Consider the following 15,317-nt stretch of genomic DNA (forward strand, 5'->3'; position numbering starts at 1 on the left):
GCACGTCTGCGTGCCGCCGCGGTGCGCGGGGTGACCGGACCGCAGCGGCTTGCCCTGGGTGCCACCGCGCGCTGGGTGCGCGCCGACCTCCGGGCGCACCGCGGCGAATCGCTGTTCCTGGTCCTCGCCACGGCCGGGATCATCGTCTCGCTGCTGCTCGCGGGCGCCTTTCTGGCGTACGCGGCGAACCCCTGGCAGCGGGTGTTCACCCAGTCCTCCGGCGCCCACGTCTGGATCCAGACCAAGGGCACGGCCGACCCCGCGGCCGACCCCGCGGCGCTCGCCGGTCTCGACGGGGTCGATGCCGCGTCCGGGCCGTTCAGCACCGCGGGCGCCACCGCGGAGCTCAGCGGCGCCAGGGCCACGGTGCAGCTGCGCGCCGCCGAGGCCGATCCGCCCGACGTGGCGCGCCCGTTGGTGACCGCCGGCCGCTGGCTCGGTGCGGGAGCGGGCGAGGGTACGGGATCGGGCGCGGGCGCGGAGAGCGGGATCGTGCTGGAGGGCTCGCTCGCCCGCGCGCTGTGGGCCGAGCCCGGCGACTCGCTCAAGGTCCGCGGCTCCGGCGGGGCCGTTCAGACCCTCCGCGTGACCGGCATCGCGGACACCGCCGAGCCGCACTACAGCCCGGGAGAGACCCCCGGCACGGCCTGGGTGCTCCCGTCCGCCCTGCACCGCGTAGAGCCCGACGAATCCCGCCTCGGCCAGACGATCGGGCTGCGGCTCACCGAACCCGACGACACCGACTTCGCCGTCCAGCAGGCCGTCACCAAGCTCGGCGCCGACCAGATCGCGAAGGTCTCCACCTGGCAGGGGGCGCGGGCCGACGCCGAGGGCGGGGACCGCCTTCTCGGGCTGCTGCTCGGCCTGTTCGGGCTCGGAGCGCTGCTGGCCGCGGCCCTCGCCGTGGCCGGGGCGATCAGCACCAGGATCCGCGGCCATCTGCGGGACATATCGATCCTCAAGGCCATCGGGTTCACCCCCGCCCAGCTCGTCCGCACCTTCCTCGTCGAGCACGCGGCCCTCGCCCTGCTCGGCGTGGCCTGCGGGGCGGTCCTCACCGAGGTGCTGGGACCGCGGATGCCCGGCCGGGTCGGCGAGGCGATGCGGCTGTGGCAGGCGCTGCCCGCCCACACCTGGATCCCGCTGGCGATCCCGTTCGGCGCGCTGCTGCTCATCACCTGTACGACGGGACTGGCCGCCTGGCGGGCCGGCCGCGTCCCGCCCGTGCCCGTCGCCCAGGCCGCGATGCCCGCGGGGCGCCGGAGCATGCCCGGAACGGTGCGGCGGGCCCTCGGCCTGCGCCTCCCGCCGGCCCTGGTGCTCGGCTGGCGCGGCGCCTTCCACTCGCGGGCGCGCGGCCTCGCCGCCGCCGCCCGGCTCGCCGTTCCGCTGCTGCTGATCACCGTGGTCCTCGGGGCCTGGACCACCCTGGACCGCTTCGAGGCCCACCCGGAACAGGTCGGACTCCCCGCCGCGCTCACCGTCCGCGGCGACGATCTCGACGGCGGCACGGTACGGCGGATGCTGGCCGACCGCCCGGAGGTGACCGCGGCCTACCCGGGTGCGGAGGTCGAGGCGCTGGTCCCCGGCCAGACCGGCACGATCACACTGCGCGGCCTGGGCACGGCCCGCGACCCGTACCCCTTCACCGTCGCCGAGGGGCGCGCCGCCCACGGGCCCGACGAGGCGGTCGCCGGGCAGGGGCTCCTCGACCTGCTCGGTGTGGAGGTCGGCGACTGGGTGCGCATGACGGTCGAGGGCAGCCCGCAGGTGCTGCACATCGTCGGGCGCAGCATCGAGCCCGAGGACGGCGGCCGGGTGATCTCCACGGCCGTCGACACCCTGCGGGAGGGGGACGCCACGCTGCGGCCCGGCTTCTACCACGTCGTGCTCGACCGGGACGCCGACCCCGCCGCGGTCGGCGCCCGCCTGTCGGCATCCGCGGCGGCGCAGGCGCAGGGCGGGCAGCTGGACGTACGGGAGATCCCCAACCCGGTGGACGAACTGTCGGCCGTACGCGGTGTGCTGGCCGGGCTCGTCACCGTCCTCGCGCTGATCGGCCTCGCCGAGCTCTCGACGACGATCGGCGCGGGCGTGCGCGACCGCCGCCGGGATCTGCTCGCGCTCAAGGCCATTGGGCTGACCCCGCGCCAGATCATCGCGGTGATCGTGGCCGGGACGGGCTTCACCGCGCTGGCCGCGGCGGTGGCCGGGACGGCGACGGGCGTCCTGGCGGCCGGCTGGCTGATCGACCTGCAGGGCAGCTCGAGCGGCATCGGCGCGGGTATCGCCCAGCAGCCCCCGCTCGCGGCCCTCCTGCTGGTCGGCGCGGCGGCGGTGGCGGGCGCGGTGGCCGTCTCGGTCCTGCCGGCATCCCGTGCCGTACGCCAACGCCTTGCGGACACCCTGAGCGACACACTCTGACCGCCCCCGGACACCGCGGCTTCCGCCGCCCGCCGCGGGCTCCGGGCACTCTGCCGGGCAGGTGGCCGGGCCCCAGGTTCGGCGAAGTCGCGGGCGCGGGCCGCGTCAACCGAAGACGTGCGTCCCGGGCGCCCTGCCGGGCTGTTGAGCAGCGCGGAGGCGGTCAGGCTTCCGGTTCGGGGAAGTCGCGGGAGCGGGCCGCGTCGTTGTCCGCCGTGGCCCGGTGCTCGGTCGGTCCGGCGAGGGCGGGGCCGTGGCCACCGGCCCTGGGGCTTCTGCCGTGTTGTGCCGTGGGGCGGCGTCGGTCGGAGACGTGCGTACCGGTGCCCTGCCGGGCTGTTGAGCAGCGCGGAGGCGGTCAGGCTTCCGGTTCGGAGAAGTCGCGGGCGCGGGCCGCGTCGGTTGTCCGCCGTGGCCCGGTGCTCCGTCGGTCCCGCGAGGGCGGGGCCATGGCCACAGGGCGCCGGGCCTTCGTCGCGGAGTCGCACCGGCCGTGAGGCCTACGGCTCGACGACGACTTCCTGCGCCGCAGCCGTTGCGTCCACGATCAGCTCCGCGTCCACCGGCACATTCCGCTTCACCAGTGCCAGCGCGATCGGCCCCAGCTCGTAGTGGCGCGCCGACGTCGTGACGAAGCCGAGCTGGCGCCCCTCCTCGCCGTCCGCCGCCAGCCGCACCGGCGCCCCGTGCCCCGGCAGCTTCACCTCGCTGCCGTCCAGGTGCAGGAAGACCAGCCGACGTGGCGGTTTCCCCAGGTTGTGGACGCGCGCCACGGTCTCCTGGCCCCGGTAGCAGCCTTTGTCCAGGTGGACGGCCGTGTCCAGCCAGCCCACCTCGTGCGGGATCGTCCGGTGGTCGGTCTCCAGGCCGAAGCGCGGCCGGTGCGCCTCCACGCGCAGCGCCTCCAGCGCCATGACGCCGATCGCCGGTCCGTTCGCCTCGGCGAATTTCTCCAGGGAGGCGCGCGGCAGGAAGAGGTCCCGGCCGTGCGCGGTCTCCCGTACGACGACACCGTCGGGCGTCTCGGCGATCGACCCCGCGGGGAGGTGGACGACCCCGTAGTCGCCCGTCGCGTCCTTCACCTCGACCCGGTAGAAGAACTTCATGCCTTCCAGGTAGGCGATCAGGTCGCCCTGCGTGCCCGGCTCGACGTGCGCCCACGTCGTCTCGCCGTCGTCCACCAGGTAGAGCGCATGCTCGATGTGACCGTGCGCGGACAGCACCAGCGCCTCGGTGGCCTGGCCCGGCGGCAGTTCTGTGACGTGCTGGGTGAGCAGCAGATGCAGCCAGCTCAGCCGTTCCGGGCCGCTGATCGTGACGACGCCGCGGTGCGAGAGGTCCACGAACCCGGTGCCGCCGGCGAGCGCGCGCTGCTCGCGGAACAGATCGCCGTAGTGCGCGGCGACGCCTTCATCGGGGGCCTCGGCGGGAACCGCGCCGGGCAGCGACAGCAGGAGGCTCTTCATAGCTATTAGCCTACGGTCCGGTAGGCGGGCCGGTAGTGGGCCCACCACCTGACGTGGCCTTCTTCACCGTGCAGTCCCGGCACCTGCCGAAGATGGCGAAGTGCTTCAGATCGGTGTCGAAGCCGAAGGACTCCCGCAGCTGGTCGGTGAAGCCCGAGGCCACCGACGCGTCGGCCTCGATCACGTCCGAGCAGTCCCGGCACACCAGGTGCAGGTGGTGGTGCCGGTCCGCCAGGTGGTACGTGGGGGCCCCGTGCCCGAGGTGGGCATGGCTGACCAGGCCGAGCTCCTCCAGCAGCTCCAGCGTCCGGTACACCGTGGAGATGTTCACGCCACCCGCGGTGCGCCGCACCTCGGTGAGGATGGCGTCCGGAGTCGCGTGCTCCAGCTTGTCCACGGCCTCCAGTACGAGCTGGCGCTGCGGGGTCAGCCGGTACCCGCGCCTTCTGAGATCGCTCTGCCAGTCGGTGGTCACCACACGGTCAGTGTAGGAGGGGGGCCGCCCGCAGCGGCCTCGCCGACGGCGATCAAGTGTCGGCGCACCCTGCCGACCACGCGGCCGCCTCCTTGAAGAAGGCGATCTACTTGAAGAAGGCGATGCCGTCATCCGGCAGGTCCTTGAGGTCCTTGGCCCACTCGCGGGGGTCGACGACCTTCTTCAGATGCGCCGACATGTACGGGCGCAGCTCCACCTCGGGGGAGGATTTCTCGCCGACCCACATCAGGTCGCCCTTCACGTAGCCGTAGAGCCGCTTCCCGCCGGAGTACGGCCCCGAGGCGGCGGTACGGGCCACGGCGTCGGTGGCCAGGTCGATCTGCGGCTTCTTGTCGGCCAGCTCGCCGTACCAGACCTCGGCGACGCCCTGGTCCCGGACCATCACGACCTCGACCTTGCGGTCCTTGTCGACCCGCCAGTAGCCGGTCTCCGTCTCCAGCGGGCGGACCTTCCGGCCATCGCTGTCCAGGACCCAGGTGTGCGAGACGTACTCGAGGAAGTCCCGGCCGTCGTGACTGAAGATCACTTCCTGGCCGAAGTTGCACTTCTCGTCCCCGGGGAAGTCGAAGACACCCGCCCCTTCCCAGTGGCCGAGAAGGAAGGCGAGGGGGACGAGGTCCGGGTTGAGGTCGGACGGGATCTCGATCATGAGCTCAGGCGATCTGTGGGGAGAGTGGGGACCGTGCGTGCGATCAGCGCTGGCCCTGGAACAGCTTCTTCACGGTCAGCCCGGCGAACGCGACCACGCCGACGGCGACGAGGACCAGCATGGCGGTGAAGAATGCATCAAGCACGAGCGCGCTCCTCGGACGGAGTGAGGGTTGTCCGGCTTACGGACTGACGGACCTCGACCGAGTCTAGTCTGCGGCGCAGGGGCCGGTGCGGCCGGGCCCGCAGCCCGCCCCAGGAGCGCGCCATGATCTGCCGTAGGCGCTCTAGAGTTGGGGCATGGCGAAGAAGCTCGTGATCAAGGTGACGGCCGGGACGGATGCGCCGGAACGGTGCTCGCAGGCCTTCACGGTGGCGGCGGTCGCCGTGGCCAGCGGGGTCGAGGTCTCGCTCTGGCTGACCGGCGAGTCCGCGTGGTTCGCGCTGCCGGGTCGGGCGGCCGAGTTCGAGCTGCCGCACGCCGCGCCGCTGCCCGAGCTGCTCGAGTCGGTTCTCGCGGGGGGCCTGGTCACGCTGTGCACGCAGTGCGCGGCGCGCCGGGAGATCACGGAGAAGGACGTGATCGACGGGGTGCGGGTCGCGGGGGCGCAGGTGTTCGTGAGCGAGGCCGTGGCGGACGGCGCGCAGGCTCTCGTCTACTGAGCCCGACCCCGTAGGCCCGTAGGCCCGTGACCCTAGTGGCGGCGCTTGCCGTCCAGCTCGTCCCACCAGAGGTCGGACTGCGGGTCTCCCGAGGGGTCGTCCCACCAGCGGTCGTCCGGGCCGCGGCGGTTCGCGACGATCGCCGCGACGGGCGGGATGACCATCGCCGTGATGCACATTCCGACGGCGGCGGGCACCGACCAGAGGCGCACGACTCCCCAGGCCAGGACGAAGAGTCCCAGGCACAACCCCATGAGGACGAAGTACCGCCGACGCCGCACCGCGTACATACGTCCAGCGTACGGCCCGCGCCCGCGGCATGATCCGCGGTTCGGTCCGCAGCGCGGTGGCAGCAGACAGCGCGGAGGGCCGCACCCGCAGAGCTTGTCCAGCCCTGGGGTGCGGCCCTCCGGCCGTACGAAGCGCGTACGCGCGCGTGCCGTCGTCAGACGGCGATGGCGACCTCGGCCGCGGCGCCCTGCTGGGCGACGACGGTGCGGTCGACCGTCCCGCCCGGCACGAGGGCGCGCAGCGTCCACGTGCCCGGGGCGGCGAAGAAGCGGAACTGTCCGGTCGCCGAGGTCGGAACCTCGGCGGTGAACTCGCCGCCGCCGTCGAGGAGGCGGACGTAACCCGAGACGGGCTCGCCGTCGCGGGTCACGGAACCCTGGATGATCGTCTCGCGGGCCACGTCAACACCTGCCAGTTCCGGGCCGCCGGCCTTTGCTCCACACATGTGCGTCCTTGTCTCTCAGGAGGGGGTTCGGGGTCAGTCGTTCAGCCGTCGGCTCAGGCGTTGGCGCCGAGCTCGATCGGCACGCCGACGAGGGAGCCGTACTCGGTCCACGAGCCGTCGTAGTTCTTGACGTTCTCGACGCCGAGCAGCTCGTGCAGCACGAACCAGGTGAGCGCGGAGCGCTCGCCGATCCTGCAGTACGCGATGGTGTCCTTCGACAGGTCCACCTGCTCCTCGGCGTACAGCTCCTTGAGCTCGTCGTCCGACTTGAAGGTGCCGTCGTCGTTGGCGTTCTTCGACCACGGGATGTTGCGGGCGCTCGGCACGTGGCCGGGGCGCTGCGACTGCTCCTGCGGCAGGTGCGCCGGGGCGAGCAGCTTGCCGCTGAACTCGTCGGGCGAGCGCACGTCGACCAGGTTCTGGCTGCCGATCGCGGTCAGGACGTCGTCGCGGAAGGCGCGGATCGCGGTGTTCTGGGCCTTGGCCTTGTACTCGGTGGCCGGGCGGGACGGGACGGCCTCGACCAGGTCGCGGGAGTCGAGCTCCCACTTCTTGCGGCCGCCGTCGAGGAGCTTCACGCTCTCGTGGCCGTAGAGCTTGAAGTACCAGTAGGCGTAGGAGGCGAACCAGTTGTTGTTGCCGCCGTAGAGGACCACTGTGTCGTCGTTGGCGATGCCCCTCTCCGACAGCAGCTTCTCGAAGCCCTCCTGGTCGATGAAGTCACGCCGCACCGGGTCCTGGAGGTCCTTCTTCCAGTCGATGCGGACGGCGTTCTTGATGTGGTTCTTGTCGTAGGCCGAGGTGTCCTCGTCGACCTCGACAATGACCACCTTCGGGTCGTCGATGTGGGCCTCGACCCAGTCGGCGTCCACGAGGACGTCACTGCGGCTCATGTTCTTCTCCTCCGGGGCAGTTGCGGATGCGCGAGCGGTTGCGGCTGCGCGGTCGCGCGTGGCTGTACGGGGTGCGCGACGACGCGCGGCCGCTTCGATGGAGCGGGAGGGGCCCCAAGGGGCCTGCGGAAAGCGGGAGTCGGGACTCCTGCTCAGAGAGTGCGACAGAGCATGGCGGCGACACGGCACAGGTCGACTGCCCGCCGCTTCGTGAGATCCGCCTGTCGCTTCATGCCCCGATCGTAAGGAGCGCGCACTGCCCTGTCACCGGCGTGTCAAATATTGAGATGCATATGTCCGCGATGCGGGACCGGTTGACCGCGGGGCCGCGGCGGGAGGCGGGCGCTGTACAGCCGATGGGCACTCCTTCTGCCCTGCGGACGGCGGCGTCTCACGATCTGACTACCCGGCTACCGCGCCAACGGCTACCCGGATCCCGGCTACCCGGCCAGGGAGACGTCCGTACCCGTGCCGGAGAACTCAAGGCCGCCCTGGGTCGCCGTGATCTTGTCGAGCTTGATGCTGCTGGGCAGGCCGTCGATCTTCAGGTCGTAGTCGAGCACCTGGCGCACCTTGGCGTCCAGCCCGGGGACCGGCAGCCGCGGCAGGCCGTCGGCGCGCAGCCGCACCGTGTCGCCGCCGGAGAGGACGACCGTGCTGTACGTGGTGATGGTGCGGCCCTCGAGGAGGTCGGCGAAGGGGCCGGGCACGCCGATGCCCGCGCCCTCCAGCAGGTCGGTGAGCGGGCCCGTGACCTTGACCTGGCCCTTGCCCGCCCTGTCGGCACCGGCGTAGCCCACCTTCGCGCCCTTGGGAGCGGCCTCCGTCAGATCCGCGTAGGAGATGCGTGCCGAGCCGGTCACGCGGTCCGCGGTCGCGGACGAGAAGCTGCCGTCGATCCGTACGTCCCGCAACTCGGCCTCGACCTCGGCCACCTGGACCGAGTGGCCGCCCGCGCTGGCCGTGACCCCGGTGAGGCCCACGTCCACCTCGTCGAGTTGCTTGCTCGCGACCTGGGTGAGGAACGGGAAGCCCTTGATCGAGACCTCAGGACTGCTGGTGAGCGCCTGACTGCTGCGGATCTTCTCTGCCGCCTCGTCCTCGGCGAGGGCGACGGCCAGGCGGTCGGCCGCCACGAACAGGCCCCCCAGGACGACGGCGATGATCAGAACTATTCGCAGTGCGCGCATCGAGCTGTTTCCCCACCCTCTTGATCAGACCCCGTTGTCTCGCGAGCCTAACGGCACTTCATGGCGAACGACGGTTGCACTCGAAAGAGTGAAGGGTGTGGCGGCCTGAGGCCCCCTCCCGGCTGCGGACGATATGCGGCTCCGCCACGTGGGGCTCCCGCGTGGGGCTCCGCCGCCTGGGGGCTTCGCCCCAGACCCGGAGTCCAGGGCGGAGCCCGCTGTGGGGTCCTGCGGGGAATGCCCCCGGACTCGCCTCAGCCGATGGCCCGGGCCAGCACGTAGACGGCGGGCGCGGCCGTGGCGAGCGGGAGCGCGACCCCGGCCGTCATGTGGACGAAGCGGGACGGGTAGTCGTAGCTCGCCACGCGGAGCCCGATCAGCGCGCAGCCGCCCGCAGCCGCGCCGAGCAGCGCGCCGGACGCGCCGACGCCCGTCGCCCCGCCCGCCGCGATGCCCGCGCCCACGGCCGCGATCAGCGCGGCGGCGGAAGAGACGTAGGGCGGCAGGCGCAACGCGCGCGTGACGGTCGCGACGGCGACCGCGGCGGCACCGATCACCACCGCGTCGGAGGAGACGGCGGAGGCGGCGAGGTGGCCCGCCGCGAGCACGGTGAGCGCGGTGGACGCGACGCCTGCCGTCAGCGCGTACAGCCGCTCGTCCGGCGAACTGTGGCTGCGCAGCTGGAGGATGAGCACCAGCAGGCACCAGACGCCGAGCGTTCCCAGGGCCACGGTCGGGGCGTGCTCGCGGGCGGTCGCGAGCAGGGCGATGTCGGTGGTGACGCCGCCCGCGAAGGCCAGGGCGATGCCCTGGCGGGCGGGCCACATGCCGTTGAGCCGGTACCAGCCCGCGGCCGTCAGCGCCTGTAGCAGGACGACGGGCACGGCGAGCGCGGGGCGGGCCGGCGGGCCGGTCAGCAGCGCGGCGAGCGCCAGCAGCGCCGACAGGCCCGCAGTGAGCAGCGCGGGCTGCATTCCGGGCGGAATGATCGGCGACCGCCCCTCCGCGCGGGCCAGCTGCGCGGGCGTGAGGGCGCCGCGGGTGACGGCGGCGGGGGCGACGGTCGCGGCGCCGCCGGCGGCCCGGCCACCGGGGGCCACGCCCGCGTGGGCGCCCCCCTCCGGGTGCGCCCGGCCCCCGGCGGGGAAGGCGTCGGCCGCCTGGTGCTGGGACGGCGGCAGCGCGCCGCTCTGCTCCGGGGGCAGCGGGCCCGGGCCCTGGGCGCGCGCGGGCGGGAAGTGGGCGGCGCCCGCCGCGCCCGCGGGATCGTACGGCGCGTGGTGGACGGTGCCGGTGTCCTCGTGGGTGGGGCCGTGCCAGGTCAGGGTCTGCGGGTCCTCATAGGGGTGGCCGGACGAGGCGGCGGGCGGCTGCCAGTCCGGCTGCCGCGCGTACGGGTCGCCCGGCTCGTACGGCGCGTACTGGTGGCGCGGCTCGTACGGCGGCTGGTTCGGGTCCCCCGGGTGCCCGTTGTGCGGGCGTCCGTCGTAGGAATGCGGGTCGCGGGGGCGGGAGTCGTACGGATCGTGCTGCCCGTACGGTCCGTGCGGATTCTGCGGCTGGTCGTTCATGGCTTCGCGCTCATCCTCCTGCGAACGGCGGGAGCACCTCGACCGTGCCGCCCTCGGCCAGTGTCACGGTGTCGTGGCTGCGGGTCCCGACCGGGTCCCCGTCGACCAGGAAGGAGCAGCGCAGCAGCACGCGGGCGAACTCCGGCCGCGCGCCGTGCCGTTGCCGCGCCGCCTCCAGGGCCTCGGCGAGCGTCGCCGCCTCGTACGGCTCCTCCGCCGTCTGTGCGGCGGCCTTGGCCGCGGCCCAGTAACGGATCGTGCCGCGGGGCCTGCGGCCCTCGCCGGCTTCGCCGTCCGCGGCCGCGGCGGCGTTCCCGTGCGGTGTGGCCTGCGCTGCGGCCATGGGGGCTCCTGTTCTCGGTTCCGTCGTCCCGGCCCGTCGTCGTCCGTCCGGTTCCGCGACGGCGCTCTCGCGGTGCGCCGCACTCCATGATGGCGGGTGCCACCGACAACCCGTACGAGGACGGGCCGCCGGAGTCGAGCCGAACAGCGGGGCTCTACCGGGCCGCCACCAGCCACTCGGCGACCCGGTGCAGCAGAGTCGGATCCGCCGCGTTCTCCGCGTGTCCGAGGTCCGCCTCGATCCACAGCTCGGCCGCGCCGTCGGGCGCCGCGTCCGCCAGCGAATGCGGGTGGTCGAGCGGGAAGTACGGGTCCCGGTCGCCGTGCACGATCAGCAGCGGGACCGGCGGGATCAGCGGCACTGCCTCGACGGGGGACAGCGGCACCGGGTCCCAGTCCTTCGGGTGGATACGGGTGCGCAGCCCGAACCGGCCGACGAGCCGGCCCAGGCGCCGCTGCACGACCCAGTGCAGCCGCCGCATCGGCGCGGTGCCGCGGTAGTACCAGCGGGCGGGGGCGCTGATCGCCACGACGGCGTCGGTGTGCGTGCCGGCACGCGCGTGTGCGGCGAGGGCAGCGCGCCCCGGTGGAAGTGAATCCGTGCGCCCCCTGTGCTCCGGATGCCCCTGTGCACCGCTTGACGATCCTCCGTACGGCCGAACCGCCGCTGCCGCCGACCCGTAGAGAGCCGCGTGCCGGATGACCACGGAGCCGCCCATGGAGAAGCCGACCGTCGCCACGCGCGCGTGCCCCAGCGACCGCGCCCACCGCACCACGGCCGCCACGTCGAGCACCTCGCGGTCGCCGACGGTGGACCGTCCGCCGGAGCGCCCGTGGCCCCGGAAGGAGAACGTGATCACGGCCGCGTGCTGGGCGAACGTCCGCGCCGCCCGCTGCAGCGCGGGCCGGTGCAGCGAGCCGCTGAAGCCGTGCGCGATCACGATGGCCAGGTCGCCGCGCGGCGTTGTGCCGTCGCCATCGCCGCCGTCGCCGTCCGTCGCGCCGGCGGCCGGCCCGGCGGCACCTCCCGGAGCGCCCGGAGTGCCCGGGGTGCCCGGAGTCCCCGGGGCGCCCGCCCAGGGCTCGTACGCGGCCTCGATCCGTACGCCGTCCTCCGTCAGCAGCCAGGTCCGCCGACGCACCTGACGAACACCCGAAGTGATGGAGGAAACACAAGGCAGTACGAATTCGGCCTCTGGTCCGGAGCTCATGTGGGCTATTCTTGCTCGGAAGAGGATCCGGGCAGCGTAGCCCCCGGGTCCTTTCGTGCTTCACGGCGCCTTGTGCGCGGATGAGCGCGGGCGTGCTCCAGGGCGCGGAGCCGCCGCACGACGGTACAGAGCAGTGCCACATACGTCCTCGCATGGGACCGAGGAGGAACCGACGTAATGGGCAAGCGAAGCATTCCGGATCGTACGATCCGGGCACACGGGTACGACCCCGCGACCGAAGGGGGCCGCCGATGAGCTCACTCCTGCTTCTCACGAACGCCCTGCAGCCCTCCACCGAGGTGCTGCCGGCTCTCGGCCTGCTGCTGCACAGCGTGCGCGTGGCCCCTGCAGAGGGCCCGGCTCTGGTGGACACCCCCGGCGCCGATGTGATCCTCATCGACGGGCGGCGCGACCTCCCGCAGGTGCGGTCCCTGTGCCAGCTTCTTCGCTCCACGGGCCCCGGCTGCCCGCTGATCCTCGTCGTGACGGAGGGCGGGCTCGCCGCCGTCACCGCGGACTGGGGCATCGACGACGTCCTGCTCGACACGGCGGGCCCGGCCGAGGTCGAGGCCCGGCTGCGGCTCGCGATGGGCAGGCAGCAGATCTCGGCGGACGACAGCCCGATGGAGATCCGCAACGGTGACCTGTCGGTCGACGAGGCCACGTACAGCGCCAAACTCAAGGGCCGGGTCCTCGACCTGACCTTCAAGGAGTTCGAGCTCCTGAAGTACCTCGCGCAGCACCCGGGGCGGGTCTTCACGCGCGCGCAGCTGCTCCAGGAGGTGTGGGGCTACGACTACTTCGGCGGTACGCGGACGGTGGACGTCCACGTGCGGCGGCTGCGGGCGAAGCTCGGGCCCGAGCACGAGTCGCTGATCGGGACCGTACGGAACGTCGGCTACCGCTTCGTCACGCCGGAGAAGGTCGACCGGGCGGCGCGTGCCGCGGCGGCCGAGGAGGCCAAGGCGGAGGCGGCGGCGCAGGACGCGGCGGCTGCGGCTTCGGCGGAGCGTGCTGCCGGTACCGCGGACGACGACCCCGAGGTGGCGTCCGAGGGCGCGCTCGAGGGTGTCCAAGCCATTGCAGTACGCCCTGCGAAGGGCTGAGTCATCCCGCGTAGACTGCCCGCCGTGGCCAAGGTGACGCGTGACGATGTGGCAAGACTGGCGGGGACCTCGACCGCGGTTGTCAGCTACGTCATCAACAACGGACCCCGGCCGGTCGCTCCGGCCACCCGCGAGCGGGTACTCGCAGCGATCAAGGAGCTGGGGTACCGGCCGGACAGGGTCGCCCAGGCCATGGCCTCACGCCGTACCGACCTCATAGGAATGATCGTCCCGGACGCGCGGCAGCCGTTCTTCGCGGAGATGGCACACGCGGTGGAACAGGCAGCCGCCGACCGCGGAAAGATGGTCCTGGTCGGGAACTCCGACTACCTGGACGAGCGCGAGGTCCACTATCTGCGGGCCTTCCTCGGCATGCGGGTGGCCGGGCTCATCCTGGTCAGCCAGGGGCCCAGCGAGCACGCGGCCGCAGAGATCGACGCCTGGGACGCGCGCGTGGTGCTGCTGCACCGGCGGCCGGACGCGATCGACGACGTGGCCGTGGTGACGGACGACGTGGGGGGCGCGCAGCTCGCCACCCGGCACCTGCTGGAGCACGGACACGCGTACGTGGCCTGCCTCGGCGGCGTCGAGTCCACCCCGGTCATCGGCGACCCGGTGACCGATCACGTCGAGGGCTGGCGGCGCGCGATGCGCGAGGCGGGGCGGCCGACGGAGGGCCGCCTCTTCCACGCCCAGTACAACCGCTACGACGCGTACCAGGTGGCGCTCGGCCTGCTGGGCGGGCCCGACCGGCCCCCGGCGATCGTGTGCGCGACGGACGACCAGGCGATCGGCGTGCTGCGGGCGGCGCGGGAGCTGCGGATCGACGTACCGGGGGAGCTGGCGGTCGCCGGCTTCGACGACGTGAAGGAAGCGGCCCTGACGGACCCGCCGCTCACGACCATCGCCTCGGACCGCGAGGCGATGGCGCGGGCGGCGGTGGACCTGGTCCTGGACGACGGCCTGCGGGTCGCCGGCGCGCGGCGCGAGCGGCTGAAGCAGTTCCCGTCGGCGCTGGTGGTACGGAAGTCCTGCGGCTGCGCCTGACCTCGCCGGTCCGGCCGCCCCGCTTCGCGGGAGCCAAGCACCGGCGGGGGCAGTCGCGCCCGCCGCACGTCGCGAGGCCGCGTCTGGGCCACTTGCGTCGCGCGCCCGCGGTGGGGCGGTCGCGGTCTTTCGGGGCGGGGCTGCGGTGAGGGTGTTTATGCCGGGCATACGCGCTTCTGCCGGGGTTCTCACGGCGTACTCAGCGAGTTCTCATGTTGCGTGCTCATCGTCGAGGGCATGACCGACAACGATGTGATTCGCAGTCCATACGGCCCGGGCCCGGCTCCGTACGGTGCCTCGCATCCCGCGCCGCCGGTTCATGAGCCTCAGGTGCCCGGCACCGCGCCGGGCGGGCATCGGCGTGCGCGGAGGCCCGTGGCGCTGATCGCCGCGGTGGCCATCGTCGCGGCCGCGGTCGGCGGCGGTTCGGCGCTGCTCGCCGAGAACCTCACCGGGCGGTCGGCCGGCAACGGAAGCCCGGTCAACGGTACGGCCACGTCGAGGTCGGTTTCGACGGGCGGCACCGTCACCGGTGTCGCCGCCGCTGTCGGCCCGAGCGTCGTCGAGATCACCGCGACCTCGCAGACCGGTCGGTCCACCGGCTCCGGCGTCATCACGACCTCGGACGGCGAGATCCTGACCAACAACCACGTCATTTCCGGCGCCTCCTCCATCAAGATCACCTTCAGCAACGGCAAGACCGCTACCGCCGAAGTCGTAGGCACGAACCCCGACTTCGACATGGCGCTGGTCAAGGCACAGGACGTCAGCGGGCTGAGGGCCGCCGTGCTCGGCGACTCCGACAAGGTGAAGGTCGGTGACGAGGTCGTCGCCATCGGGTCGCCCGAGGGTCTGTCCGGGACCGTGACCAGCGGAATCATCTCCGCCCTCGACCGCGACGTGACCGTCCAGAAGGAGGACGGTCAGGGGAGCCAGGGGCAGGGTCAGGGGCCCGGCGGCGACGGGCAGTGGCCGTTCGAGTTCGGCGGCGGGCAGTACAACGGCGAGGTGGGCGGGTCCACCACCACGTACAAGGCGCTGCAGACCGACGCCTCGCTCAACCCGGGCAACTCCGGCGGCGCCCTGGTCAACATGCGCGGCGAGATCATCGGCATCAACTCGGCGATGTACTCGCCGACGTCGGCCGCCGGTGCGCAGTCCCGCGACGCGGGCAGCGTCGGCCTCGGCTTCGCGATTCCGATCAACAAGGTCAAGCGGATTCTCGACGACCTGCGCGACGGCGGGAGCGGAAGCGGGAGCGGTGGCGGCAGCTGAGCCGTCGGCTGGCCGTTGGCCGACGGCCGGCCGGTCCGCCTCGGCGTTTCTGTTCCTCTCCGCGGGCTGCGGGGCTCCGTCGCTCGGTCGCGGCTTCGTGCGGCCGGGAGTGGTGAGCTGGGGCGTTGTTCGCGGCCGCGCCTGGCCGGGGGTCCGGCGGCTCCGCGCAGGTGCGCGGGTCGGTGCGGTGCCATCGCAGGCGTGACCGGGATGTCCCGCACGCGCCGCGCGCCCGCCCTGCAACCCGCG

Annotated in this window: 16 protein-coding genes; 5 read left to right on the forward strand and 11 right to left on the reverse strand. The window is 73.1% G+C overall.

Annotated elements, in window-relative coordinates; genetic code table 11:
* Positions 1–54 precede the first annotated feature (54 nt).
* Positions 55–2,424 carry an FtsX-like permease family protein gene (locus ACTWP8_RS31915; protein ID WP_443325586.1) on the forward strand — a complete coding sequence of 790 codons (2,370 nt, stop codon included), beginning with the start codon at positions 55–57 and terminating at the stop codon, positions 2,422–2,424.
* Between the two features lie 500 nt (positions 2,425–2,924).
* Here ACTWP8_RS31915 and ygfZ read toward each other — a convergent pair whose 3' ends face one another.
* From ygfZ to ACTWP8_RS31930, 3 genes are all read right to left on the reverse strand, one after another.
* A complete protein-coding gene (gene ygfZ / locus ACTWP8_RS31920; protein WP_443325556.1) occupies positions 2,925–3,890 on the reverse strand; it encodes a CAF17-like 4Fe-4S cluster assembly/insertion protein YgfZ in 966 nt (321 codons plus the stop codon).
* Positions 3,891–3,900: 10 nt separating this feature from the next.
* Positions 3,901–4,368 carry a Fur family transcriptional regulator gene (locus ACTWP8_RS31925; protein WP_443325557.1) on the reverse strand — a complete coding sequence of 156 codons (468 nt, stop codon included), beginning with the start codon at positions 4,366–4,368 and terminating at the stop codon, positions 3,901–3,903.
* A 103-nt stretch (positions 4,369–4,471) separates the two neighbouring features.
* Positions 4,472–5,035 carry an FABP family protein gene (locus ACTWP8_RS31930; RefSeq protein WP_443325558.1) on the reverse strand — a complete coding sequence of 188 codons (564 nt, stop codon included), beginning with the start codon at positions 5,033–5,035 and terminating at the stop codon, positions 4,472–4,474.
* A 299-nt stretch (positions 5,036–5,334) separates the two neighbouring features.
* Between ACTWP8_RS31930 and ACTWP8_RS31935 the strand changes: the two genes are divergently transcribed.
* Positions 5,335–5,697 (forward strand): DsrE family protein, encoded by a 363-nt coding sequence (locus tag ACTWP8_RS31935; RefSeq protein WP_443325559.1) that lies wholly within the window; start codon positions 5,335–5,337, stop codon positions 5,695–5,697.
* A 32-nt stretch (positions 5,698–5,729) separates the two neighbouring features.
* Here ACTWP8_RS31935 and ACTWP8_RS31940 read toward each other — a convergent pair whose 3' ends face one another.
* The 8 genes from ACTWP8_RS31940 to ACTWP8_RS31975 all read right to left on the reverse strand — a co-directional run bounded on the left by ACTWP8_RS31940 (position 5,730) and on the right by ACTWP8_RS31975 (position 11,640).
* Complete coding sequence (locus ACTWP8_RS31940; protein WP_443325560.1) at positions 5,730–5,987, reverse strand: DUF3099 domain-containing protein; 258 nt, start codon at positions 5,985–5,987, stop codon at positions 5,730–5,732.
* A 155-nt stretch (positions 5,988–6,142) separates the two neighbouring features.
* Complete coding sequence (locus ACTWP8_RS31945; protein ID WP_443318173.1) at positions 6,143–6,433, reverse strand: DUF1416 domain-containing protein; 291 nt, start codon at positions 6,431–6,433, stop codon at positions 6,143–6,145.
* A 53-nt stretch (positions 6,434–6,486) separates the two neighbouring features.
* Positions 6,487–7,326 (reverse strand): sulfurtransferase, encoded by an 840-nt coding sequence (locus ACTWP8_RS31950; protein WP_443325561.1) that lies wholly within the window; start codon positions 7,324–7,326, stop codon positions 6,487–6,489.
* Positions 7,327–7,478: 152 nt separating this feature from the next.
* Positions 7,479–7,559 (reverse strand): putative leader peptide, encoded by an 81-nt coding sequence (locus ACTWP8_RS31955; RefSeq protein WP_443064656.1) that lies wholly within the window; start codon positions 7,557–7,559, stop codon positions 7,479–7,481.
* A gap of 207 nt (positions 7,560–7,766) precedes the next feature.
* Positions 7,767–8,516, reverse strand: coding sequence for an LmeA family phospholipid-binding protein (locus ACTWP8_RS31960; RefSeq protein WP_443325562.1), 750 nt, complete (start codon positions 8,514–8,516; stop codon positions 7,767–7,769).
* Between the two features lie 254 nt (positions 8,517–8,770).
* Positions 8,771–10,087: a hypothetical protein gene (locus ACTWP8_RS31965; protein WP_443325563.1), complete on the reverse strand. Its 1,317-nt coding sequence runs from the start codon at positions 10,085–10,087 to the stop codon at positions 8,771–8,773.
* A gap of 10 nt (positions 10,088–10,097) precedes the next feature.
* Entirely contained in the window at positions 10,098–10,343 is a 246-nt protein-coding gene (locus ACTWP8_RS31970; RefSeq protein WP_443325587.1) for a MoaD/ThiS family protein, read from the reverse strand.
* A 241-nt stretch (positions 10,344–10,584) separates the two neighbouring features.
* Positions 10,585–11,640, reverse strand: coding sequence for an alpha/beta hydrolase (locus tag ACTWP8_RS31975; RefSeq protein WP_443325564.1), 1,056 nt, complete (start codon positions 11,638–11,640; stop codon positions 10,585–10,587).
* Between the two features lie 251 nt (positions 11,641–11,891).
* On the opposite strand from ACTWP8_RS31975, the gene ACTWP8_RS31980 reads away from it, so the two are divergent.
* The 3 genes from ACTWP8_RS31980 to ACTWP8_RS31990 all read left to right on the forward strand — a co-directional run bounded on the left by ACTWP8_RS31980 (position 11,892) and on the right by ACTWP8_RS31990 (position 15,068).
* Positions 11,892–12,746 carry a response regulator transcription factor gene (locus tag ACTWP8_RS31980; protein WP_443325565.1) on the forward strand — a complete coding sequence of 285 codons (855 nt, stop codon included), beginning with the start codon at positions 11,892–11,894 and terminating at the stop codon, positions 12,744–12,746.
* A 24-nt stretch (positions 12,747–12,770) separates the two neighbouring features.
* Entirely contained in the window at positions 12,771–13,793 is a 1,023-nt protein-coding gene (locus ACTWP8_RS31985) for a LacI family DNA-binding transcriptional regulator (RefSeq protein WP_443325566.1), read from the forward strand.
* A gap of 237 nt (positions 13,794–14,030) precedes the next feature.
* Positions 14,031–15,068: a S1C family serine protease gene (locus tag ACTWP8_RS31990; protein ID WP_443325567.1), complete on the forward strand. Its 1,038-nt coding sequence runs from the start codon at positions 14,031–14,033 to the stop codon at positions 15,066–15,068.
* Positions 15,069–15,317: the final 249 nt, after the last annotated feature.

The organism is Streptomyces sp. 7N604, from assembly GCF_052245475.1.
Taxonomy (GTDB): domain Bacteria; phylum Actinomycetota; class Actinomycetes; order Streptomycetales; family Streptomycetaceae; genus Streptomyces.

Bases quoted from the DNA above. Each gene is read 5' to 3' on its own strand.
- ACTWP8_RS31955 (WP_443064656.1), bottom strand. From the start codon at position 7,559: ATGAAGCGACAGGCGGATCTCACGAAGCGGCGGGCAGTCGACCTGTGC.
- ACTWP8_RS31975 (WP_443325564.1), bottom strand. From the start codon at position 11,640: ATGAGCTCCGGACCAGAGGCCGAATTCGTACTGCCTTGTGTTTCCTCC.
- ACTWP8_RS31950 (WP_443325561.1), bottom strand. From the start codon at position 7,326: ATGAGCCGCAGTGACGTCCTCGTGGACGCCGACTGGGTCGAGGCCCAC.
- ACTWP8_RS31980 (WP_443325565.1), top strand. From the start codon at position 11,892: ATGAGCTCACTCCTGCTTCTCACGAACGCCCTGCAGCCCTCCACCGAG.
- ACTWP8_RS31935 (WP_443325559.1), top strand. From the start codon at position 5,335: ATGGCGAAGAAGCTCGTGATCAAGGTGACGGCCGGGACGGATGCGCCG.
- ygfZ (WP_443325556.1), bottom strand. From the start codon at position 3,890: ATGAAGAGCCTCCTGCTGTCGCTGCCCGGCGCGGTTCCCGCCGAGGCC.
- ACTWP8_RS31945 (WP_443318173.1), bottom strand. From the start codon at position 6,433: ATGTGTGGAGCAAAGGCCGGCGGCCCGGAACTGGCAGGTGTTGACGTG.
- ACTWP8_RS31930 (WP_443325558.1), bottom strand. From the start codon at position 5,035: ATGATCGAGATCCCGTCCGACCTCAACCCGGACCTCGTCCCCCTCGCC.
- ACTWP8_RS31965 (WP_443325563.1), bottom strand. From the start codon at position 10,087: ATGAACGACCAGCCGCAGAATCCGCACGGACCGTACGGGCAGCACGAT.
- ACTWP8_RS31940 (WP_443325560.1), bottom strand. From the start codon at position 5,987: ATGTACGCGGTGCGGCGTCGGCGGTACTTCGTCCTCATGGGGTTGTGC.
- ACTWP8_RS31960 (WP_443325562.1), bottom strand. From the start codon at position 8,516: ATGCGCGCACTGCGAATAGTTCTGATCATCGCCGTCGTCCTGGGGGGC.
- ACTWP8_RS31990 (WP_443325567.1), top strand. From the start codon at position 14,031: ATGACCGACAACGATGTGATTCGCAGTCCATACGGCCCGGGCCCGGCT.